Below are 9032 nucleotides of genomic sequence, written 5' to 3'. Positions count from 1 at the left end.
CCGGGGCGACGGCCGCCGGGGGCCGAAGCACGGGGAGGAAGGCCGGGTCGGGAAACCCGGCGGCCGTCGCCCCGGTGTACGGGTCCCATCGCGCCGCGCCGCGGCTCGCGCACCTGGAGGCGCTGACCCGGGCGTGGTTCGAGCGGGACGGGGTGCCGGCGGAGCACGTGACGTTCGCCCACGGCGCCCTGGACTGCATCGCGCGGCTCCTTTCGACGGAGCTGCGGCCCGGCGACTCCGTGGCGGTGGAGGACCCCGGGTTCCACCATGTGCTCGACCTGGTGCCCGCGTTGGGGCTGCGGGCGGTCCCGGTGGCCGTGGACGGCGAGGGGCTCGTACCGGAGTCGCTGCGGGCCGCCCTGCGGGGCGGGGTGCGCGCGGTGGTGTGCAGCCCGCGCGGGCAGTGTCCGACGGGGGCGTTCTTCACGCGCGCGCGGAGGGGCGAACTGGTGGAAGTGCTCCGGGAGTTCCCCGAGGTGCTCGTGGTCGAGGACGATCACAACGCGGAGGTCGGCGGGGCCGCGGCGTACACGCTCGCCGCGGCCGGGCTCGACCGTTGGGCGCAGGTGCGGACCGCTTCGAAGCACCTCGGCATCGACCTGCGCTGGGCCGGGGTGGCGTGCGACGCGGTGACGCTGGCGCGGCACGACCGGCGGATGGTGATGACCTCGGGCTGGGTCAGTCACGTCCTGCAGGAGACGGTGGCCGACCTGCTCGCCGACGGGGCCGTACGGGACCTGGTGGCGGCTGGCGAGGAGGCGTACGCGGAGCGGCGCTCGGCGCTGATCGGCGCGCTCGGCGCGTACGGGATCCGTGCGGTCGGGGCGAGCGGCCTGAACGTGTGGGTGCCCGTGCGGGACGAGTCGGCGGTCGTGAACGGGCTGCGGACGCAGGGCTGGTGGGTCGCCGCGGGGGCGCGGTTCCGCATCGCGGCTCCGCCTGCGGTACGCATCACGACGGCGACGCTCGCGCCGGCTGACGCTCTGCGCCTTGCGGCGGACTTCGCCGAGGTCCTGGGGGACGCGCAGGCGACGTACGGCGGGTGACGGACCGGCGCCGGGGACGACCCCGCTGGTGGGGCGCGTTCGTGACGTGCGGGCGCTCCGGGGCAGGTGCGGGCCTGTCCCGGAGCGTCCGACGGGGGTGGTTCAGCGGGTGCGGAAGGCGCCCAGCTGGGTCTGGGTAAGGGTGTTGCCCCGGGTGTCGGTGAGTTCGGCGCGGAGCGAGACGGTCCGGCCGGAGGCCGGGGCGCGGAAGGCCACCCGGCCGTCGATGACGGGGACGCGGGTCCAGGTGGTGCCGTTGTCGACGGACGTCGACACCGTCAGGGACCGGACGCCGGTCCCGGCGGCCGCGCCCTGGACGGTGACCGGCACGCGGAGCGGGGCCCCCGCCGGGGCGGTGCCGTCGAGGGCGAGGTCCGGGGCGAAGCGGACGGTGCTCAGGGGCAGGGCGGTGGGCCGGGTGGTGGCCGCCGAGGCGAAGGTCCAGGCGGCGGTGACGCGCCCGCTCGACGCCGTACCGTCGCCCCGGGTCGCCGAGGCGGTCAGCCGGTACGAGGCCGTTCCGGGGGCGGTGGTGAACTCGGCGCGGCCGGGCTCGCCCCGGCGGGTGCCGATCAGGACGCCGTCGCGGTGGAGCGTGGTGGTCGCGCTGTGGAAGCGCGGTGCGCTCGGCGCGTGGCCGTCCCCGTCGGCGAGGAGCGGGATGTCGAGCGCGATCCTGTTGCCGTCGCGGACGCCGGCCGGCCGGGCGCCGGGCGTGGTGTCGAGCGCGGGGCCGAAGACGGCGTTGTCGAAGGTGTGCGTGATGGTCGCGCCCGCGTGGACCGCGATTCCGTTCGCGACGTAGCGGTTGGGCGGCGTCTCGGGGGCGGCCGGGCCGGTGTATTCGACGTCCCAGCGGCCTCGCTCCGGATTGACCATGACGGTCGCGGTGGCGGGGAGCTCGAGGGACTGGGCGAGACCGACGGTGGGGCCCGCGCTGGGCTGGACGGAGACGAACCCGGTTCCGGTCGCGCCCTCGGCGGCTGCTCCGCGGATCTTGACGGTGGCCAGCCCGTCGGCCGCCGGGTGGCGGACGAGGCCGGTCAGGGCGCGGTCGGAGGTGAAGGTGTAGCCGAGTCCGTAGTCGGCGCGCGCACCGGACCAGTAGGTGTCGAACCACTCCTTGACCGAGCCCGGTTCGGAGACCGGGCCGAGGTGGGCCACGCGCAGGCCCTCGCGGGCCGTCATGATGTTCGCGGAGCGGGTGGTCCCCTCGTGGGTGACCTCGACGAACCCGATGCCGTTCAGGTAGCGGGCGCCCGACTCGGGCGGGCGGACGTCCACCGGGGCGGTCGTCCGGGCGTCGACGGTGACGGTCGTGTCGCCGTTCAGGTCCAGGCGGGGCTGGACGACCCAGTCGGTGCCGGTGGCCGGATCGGATCCGTACAACGTGGAGTCGAGCAGGTAGCGGCCCTTGGGCAGGCGGACGGTGACCGTGCCGGACGCGTCGTAGGGCGCGGCCTCCTGCTGCGCGCCGGGGCCCGAGATTCCGGTGACGTGGGTGCTGTAGCCGCCGGTGGCGGCGCCCGCCCGGTCCAGGTGCCGGATCGTCAGGACGTACGTCTCGGGGGTGCCGCTCGCCGCCACGGCGGTCGGGGGCAGGGCGGAGAGGGTCGTGCCGGCGAGGACTCCGGCGAGGGCGAGGGTGCGCAGGACGGTGCGGCGGCCGAGGGGGGTGCGGCCGACGGTGTCGCGGGACGTGCCGCCGGGTGTCGAGGAATCGTTCATGCCCAGCACTGCTCACGACGGGCGGGGCGTTCCCGTGACCTGGGCCACATCGGCGGGCTTGTGGTCCAGGTCACGGGAACCCCGGCGAACCGGCGCCCAGTGCCAGATGTGGAATCACCTATGAGAGATCGTTTCCGCGCCGGGGATCCCGCGGCGCTCGGAGCGGCGTACGACGAGCACGCACGCGTGCTGTACCACTATGCCTACCGGGTGTGCGGGGACCGTGCGTCCGCGGAGGACGTCGTGTCCGCCGCGTTCCTCGAGGCCTGGCGCTGTCGCGGGAAGGTGCACGCCGACGGCGGCAGCCTGCGCCCGTGGCTCCTCGGCATCGCGACCAACATCATGCGTGGGGCGGCCCGCGAGGCGCGCCGGCGGGACGCGGCGCTGGCCAGGATCCCCGAGCGCGGTGTCCTGCCGGACTTCGCCGACGACGTTCTCGCCCGGATGACGGACGGGGAGCAGATCCGTGCCGCCCGCGTGGCGCTCGGCAGGCTCAGGCGGCGTGAGCGCGAGGTCTTCACGCTCGTGGTGTGGGCGGGGCTGGACTACGCGGCGGCCGGGGAGGCGCTCGGCATCCCGGTCGGCACCGTCCGCTCCCGGCTGTCCCGGGCCCGTGAACGGCTCCGGAAGCTCGCCGAGGCCGAACTGCGAGCGGGGCGGCGCCGGGAGCGGTCCGCTGCTGCGGCGGTCCGCTCGGCGCCCGGCGGCGCCGTGGCCGGGGCGGGCAGGCCTCTGGCCGGCGAGGGGGACGACGCGTCCGGCCCCCTCTCGGTGGCCGGGGCGGCTCCCGGCCCCTTCGGGGTGCCGGGAGCCCCGCCCGGGTCGCTGCATCGGGCGGTACCTGAGTCCGCCGCCGGGGCCGCTGGGTCCGTCGCCGGAGCCGCGTTCGGCTCCGTGCCCGAGCCCGCGCCGCTCCCCCGGGCCGGGGCCGCGCCCGCGTCGACGCACGGCTCCGTGCCCGAATCCGTGGCCGAGCGCCTCGGCTCGCCCGCTCCGGTACCCCCGGCCCACGCCATGCCCGGTGCCGTCACCGTCCGCCCGGCCCTCGCGCCCCGACCGACCCAGGAGAACCAGGCATGAACGCCTTCGCCCCCCGCCCGCCGCACGCCGACGCGGACGCGCTCCTGCGCGCCGAGCTGACCGAGCTGCTGCCTCCGCCTCCGGTGCCCGACCTGACGGCGGAGCGGAACCAGCACCTCAGGCACGCCGTCCTGCGGACCGCCCTGGCCGCGGGGGACGGCGCGGCCGCCCGCCCGGTGCCGGCGCGCCGACCGCGCCAGGGGCTCCGGCTCGGCTGGATCGCCGCGCCGATGGCCGCCTGCGCGGTCGTCGCCGGAGTCGCCGTACTCGCCCCCCGGGACGCGCCGGGCGGGTCCCCCGGCCACGTCTCGGCCGGGCGGTCCGCCTCGCCCGAGGCCGTGCAGGTCCTGTCCGGTGCCGCGCTCGCCGCGGCCGCCGCTCCCGCCCCGAACGCCCGGCCCGGCGAGTACGTCTACGTCAAGAGCCTCGTCGCCCACGCGGGGCGCGACGCGGCCGGCGGTCCCGCCACGCTGCCGCCCGCGCATCGGCGCGAGGTGTGGCTCTCCGTCGACGGCAGCCGGCCGGGGCTGCTGCGCGAGCCGGGTGCCGCCGACACGGAACTCGGCGCCGAGGCGCCCGTGTACGAGCTGGACGGTCCCGGGGCCACGCCCCGGAAGACCACCCTGGAGACGGCGCCGCCCTCCGTCACGCACCCGACCCACGCGTACGTGGCGACGCTCCCCACCGATCCGGGAGCGCTGCTGCGTCTGGTCCGGGACCAGACGCGCGCGGGCGAGGGCGATGCCGATCAGCGGGCGTTCACCGCGATCGGGACCCTCCTCGCCGAGACCTGGGCTCCGCCGAAGGTCACCGCCGCGCTGTACGAGGCGGCTGCGCGGATCCCCGGGGTGACCGTCCTGCCGTCCGCGAAGGACGCGGCCGGTCGCGAGGGCGTCGCCGTGGCCCGTACCGCCCACGGCGAGCAGACCCAGTGGATCTTCGACCGGACGACGTCGGCGTTCCTCGGTGAGCGCACCGTCCTCACCGGGACCACGTCGGCCGGGCGGGCCGGGACGGTCCTGGGGGTCTCGGCGGTCCTCGCCAAGGCCGCCGCCCCCGCGCCGGGCGAACTGCCGAAGGGTTAGCCCGGACGAGGGGCCCGCCGATCCGGTTCGGATCGGCGGGCCCCTCGCCATGACGCGGTTCAGCCGCGGCGGTTGGCCGCCAGGGTCTCGTAGAAGTGGAGCAGGCCGAGGTCGTCGACCGAGCCGGCGTTGACGGCCTTGGCCAGGGGGGTGCCCTGAAGGAGCCGCTTGACCGGGACCTCGATGCGCTTGCCCGTGAGGGTGTGCGGGACTCCCGGGACCTCGATGATCTCGTCGGGGACGTGGCGCGGGGAGAGTTCGCTGCGGATCGTCCGCTTGATGCGGTCGATCAGCTCGTCGTCCAGGGTGACGCCCTCCACGAGGTGGACGAAGAGCGGCATCCAGTATCCGCCGTCCGGTTCCTCCAGGCCGATGACCAGGGACTCGCGGATCTCGGGGAGGCGCTCGACAGCCTCGTAGATATCGGCGCTCCCCATCCGGACGCCCTGGCGGTTCAGGGTGGAGTCGGAGCGGCCGTGGATGACGACCGAGCCGTGGTCCGTGATCGTGATCCAGTCTCCGTGGCGCCAGACGCCCGGGAACATCTCGAAGTAGCTGTCGCGGTAGCGGCTGCCGTCGGGGTCGTTCCAGAAGTGGATCGGCATGGACGGCATGGGGTTGGTGACGACGAGCTCGCCGACCTCGCCGATCAGGGGCTTCCCGGAGGGGTCCCAGGACTGGAGGTCGGTGCCGAGGCCCGCGGCCTGGAGCTCGCCGATGTGGACGGGCAGCGTGGGGACGGCGCCCGCGAAGCAGGAGCAGACATCCGTGCCGCCGCTGACGGAGGCGATCCACAGGTTCTCGCGGACCTCGTCGTGGAGCCAGCGGAAGCCGTCGGGGGGCAGCGGGGAGCCGGTGGTGGCGACGCACTTCACGGCGGAGAGGTCGAAGTCCCGGCCGGGGTGGACGTCCGCCTTGGCGCAGGCCATCACGTACGCGGCGGAGGTGCCGTAGAGGGTGGCGCGGGTGCGTTCGGCGACCCGCCACTGGGCCGCGGTGTCGGGGTAGCCGGGGCTGCCGTCGTACAGGACGACGGTCGTGCCGGTGAGGAGGCCGGAGACGAGGAAGTTCCACATCATCCAGCCGGTGGAGGTGTACCAGAAGAACACGTCCTCGGGGCCGAGGTCGCAGTGCAGGCCCAGCTGCTTGACGTGCTCGACGAGGATGCCGCCCTGGGACTGGACGATCGCCTTCGGCAGGCCGGTCGTGCCGGAGGAGTACAGGACCCACAGCGGGTGCGCGAACGGCACCTGCTCGTAGACCGGCTCGACGTCGGAGGCGACCAGGTCGTCCCAGGCGAGTGTGCCTTCGGGGGCTGGGGTTCCGAGGAGCGGGATGTGGACGACGGCGCGGAGGGTGGGGAGCTCGGCGCGCAGCTCGGCGACGGTGTCGCGGCGGTCGTGCTCCTTGCCGCCGTAGCGGTAGCCGTCGACGGTGAAGAGGACGACCGGCTCGACCTGCTGGAAGCGGTCGAGGACGCTGCGGGCGCCGAAGTCCGGGGCGCAGGAGGTCCACACGGCGCCGACCGCGGCGGTGGCGAGGAGCGCGACGACGGACTGCGGGACGTTGGGCAGGTAGCCGCTGACGCGGTCGCCGGGGTTCACGCCGAGGGCGCGCAGTTCGGCGGCGAGGGAACCGACCTGGCGGCGGAGCTCGCCCCAGGTGATCGGCGTCGGCTCATGTGTCTCGTCCACATGGAGCAGGGCCGTGTCATGGGGGCGCTCGTCGGCGGCGCGCAGGGCGTGCTCGGCGTAGTTGAGGGTGGCTCCGGGGAACCAGTCGGCGCCGGGCATGGAGCGGTCGCCGAGCACCCGCTCGTACGGGGTCGAGAAGCGGAGGTCGAACCACTCGACGACGGCCTGCCAGAAGGCTTCGAGTTCCTCGACCGACCAGCGGTGGAGCGCCGGGTACCCGCCCTCGGCGGGGGCGCCGTGGTGCTCTGCGGCCCAGGCCTGGAAGCGGGTGACGGCTGCCGTGGCGATGCGTTCCTCGTCCGGCTGCCAGAGGGGCTCGGTCGGCGCTGCTGATGTCATTTGGGGCTGCTCCCTGGCTGTACGCGGGTCTGCGTGTGTCCTGCGCACGTGCTGGGGTGTGCGCGTGACGCGGCTGACAGGACGATGCCATGTGATCGTCATTCGCACCAGGTCTGCCCGCCCATGGTCAGGCAGTTGAACATGTGCTCCCACCACGGGTGAACGGCAGCTGAACGGAGCCGGTTCGGCCTCCGGCGGGTGGCAGGGTGAGCTGCATGAACGGTCGGGAACTGGTGCGTTCGATGAAGGTGTTCGGTTCGGTGCAGGGTCTGCGGGCGGTGCGGTCGGCGTGGCGGCAGCGCCGTACGGATGCGTGGGGGCTGCCGCCCCGGGGGCCGGAGCGGGCCAGGGTGCCGGGGCTCGCGGTGGAGGCGGAGGCCGCCCCGGGCGGGGGGACCGTCCGGTTCGCCCGGTCCTCGCTCCTGATCCGCGTGTCGTCGGGCGGGACGGTGTTCTGGGGGTGGGACGGGGCCGAGCCGCTGCCCTCGTACGCCCTGGCCGGCGAGGCCCCCGACGCGGATCCGCGGGCCTCCCTCGAACCGGACACCGACGGCGGATGGCGGATCGTGTCGGAGCGGGTGACGGTGACGGTCTCCCGGCACGGAACGGTGGAGCTCCGGACCCCGGGCGGGGTGCTGCTCCGCCGGGACCTGCCGCCGCGCTGGTGGGAGCCGGTGGCGGGTCCGGGGGACGGCGCGGTGGCGGGTGACGGCGCCGGGGCGGTCTCCCCGGGGGCCTCGCGCTGGGTGCAGCGCAGCGAGGTGCCGGCCGACGCCCGGTTCTTCGGGCTCGGCGGGCGGTCGGCGGGACCGCGCCTGCGGGACGGCTCGTACCGGCTGTGGAACACCGACCCCAAGGGCGCTTTCGGCCCCGGGGACGATCCGCTCTACATCACCATGCCCGTTCAGTTCGTGGTCTCGGACGCCGGTACGCATCTGGCGTTCCACGACAACTCCTGGGACGGCCGGGTCACCCTGGCCGAGGGCGAGGAGGGGGCCGGGTCCGGGCACGACCGGCCGGGCACCAGTGAGGTGCGGATGACGGGCGGGCCGCTGCGCTGCTGGGTGGTCGTCGGCACCCCCGCGCGCGTACTGCACGGCTGGGCGGCGCTGACGGGCGCGCCGGCGCTGCCGCCGTCCTGGGCGCTCGGGCCGCAGCACGCGCGCTGGGGCTTCGGCAGCGCGCGCGAGGTGCGGCGGGTGGTGGCCGGGTACCGGGAGCGTGGGCTGCCGCTGTCCGCCGTCCACCTGGACATCGACCACTACGACGGACACCGGGTGTTCACGGTCGACCGGGAGCGGTTCCCCGATCTGCCGGGGCTCGCGGAGGAGCTGCGGGAGCAGGGCGTGCGCCTGGTGTCGATCGTGGACCCTGCGGTGAAGGCGGAGCCGGGCGACCCGGTGTACGACGGCGGGTCGGCGGTCGACGCCTTCGTCGAGGACGCGCGGGGGCAGGAGGTGCGCGGGGTGGTGTGGCCCGGCGAGTGCGCCTACCCGGACTTCACCGACCCGGCGGTACGGGAGTGGTGGGGCGGCCTGTACGAGGAGCGGCTGCGGCAGGGCTTCGCCGGGGTGTGGCACGACATGAACGAACCGGTGTCCTTCGTCCCCTTCGGCGACCCGACGCTGCCGCGTTCGGCGCGGCACGCCCTTGAGGGGCGGGGCGGCGACCACCGGGAGGCGCACAACGTGTACGGGCTCGCGATGGCCCGGGCCGGGTACGAGGGGCTGCGCCGGCTGCGACCGGACGAGCGGCCGTTCCTGTTCTCGCGCTCCGGCTGGGCGGGGATGCAGCGGTACGGGGGCACTTGGTCCGGCGACGGACTGCCGTCGAAACCGCCCACGTCAGGACCCGAATAGGGCACCCCGCACAGCCCCAGGCCCAGGACCAGGGAGAGCGAGGCCCGCAGCCCGGGCCACCCCGTCGACACGTCGCCGGCTGCGACCGGACGAGCGGCCGTTCCTGTTCTCGCGCTCCGGCTGGGCGGGGATGCCGCGGTACGGGGGCACTTGGTCCGGCGACGTGTCGACGGGGTGGCCCGGGCTGCGGGCCTCGCTCTC

General features: G+C 75.3%; 5 protein-coding genes and 3 pseudogenes. 5 read left to right on the top strand and 3 right to left on the bottom strand.

Annotated features, from left to right (window positions below):
• Positions 1–1046: aminotransferase class I/II-fold pyridoxal phosphate-dependent enzyme (locus CCN56_RS34155; RefSeq protein WP_086831703.1), on the top strand; the 1046-nt coding region annotated here is incomplete at its 5' end.
• Between the two features lie 102 nt (positions 1047–1148).
• Here the strand turns inward: CCN56_RS34155 and CCN56_RS34150 are convergent.
• Positions 1149–2774, bottom strand: coding sequence for a serine protease (locus tag CCN56_RS34150; RefSeq protein WP_143664709.1), 1626 nt, complete (start codon positions 2772–2774; stop codon positions 1149–1151).
• Between the two features lie 120 nt (positions 2775–2894).
• On the opposite strand from CCN56_RS34150, the gene CCN56_RS34145 reads away from it, so the two are divergent.
• Positions 2895–3854, top strand: coding sequence for an RNA polymerase sigma factor (locus CCN56_RS34145; RefSeq protein WP_256962324.1), 960 nt, complete (start codon positions 2895–2897; stop codon positions 3852–3854).
• Positions 3851–4939, top strand: coding sequence for a CU044_5270 family protein (locus tag CCN56_RS34140; RefSeq protein WP_086831701.1), 1089 nt, complete (start codon positions 3851–3853; stop codon positions 4937–4939). Before CCN56_RS34145 ends, CCN56_RS34140 begins: the two co-directional genes overlap by 4 nt.
• 59 nt (positions 4940–4998) lie before the next feature.
• Here the strand turns inward: CCN56_RS34140 and CCN56_RS34135 are convergent, their stop codons facing one another.
• Entirely contained in the window at positions 4999–6972 is a 1974-nt protein-coding gene (locus CCN56_RS34135; protein ID WP_086831700.1) for an acetoacetate--CoA ligase, read from the bottom strand.
• A gap of 215 nt (positions 6973–7187) precedes the next feature.
• On the opposite strand from CCN56_RS34135, the pseudogene CCN56_RS34130 reads away from it, so the two are divergent.
• Positions 7188–8792, top strand: a pseudogene (locus CCN56_RS34130) (TIM-barrel domain-containing protein); the annotation flags it as partial.
• Positions 8793–8851: 59 nt separating this feature from the next.
• On the opposite strand, the pseudogene CCN56_RS46025 reads toward CCN56_RS34130, so the two are convergent.
• Positions 8852–8902 (bottom strand): annotated as a pseudogene (locus CCN56_RS46025) (hypothetical protein); the annotation flags it as partial.
• Between CCN56_RS46025 and CCN56_RS42255 the strand changes: the two are divergent.
• Positions 8893–9032 (top strand): annotated as a pseudogene (locus tag CCN56_RS42255) (TIM-barrel domain-containing protein); the annotation flags it as partial. The pseudogenes CCN56_RS46025 and CCN56_RS42255 sit on opposite strands and share 10 nt — an antisense overlap.

This window comes from Streptomyces sp. NRRL B-24572 (assembly GCF_002156145.1).
Taxonomy (GTDB): domain Bacteria; phylum Actinomycetota; class Actinomycetes; order Streptomycetales; family Streptomycetaceae; genus Streptomyces; species Streptomyces vietnamensis.
The sequence above is the reverse complement of the archived record's forward strand: the minus strand, read 5'-3'. Positions and strand labels throughout refer to the sequence as shown.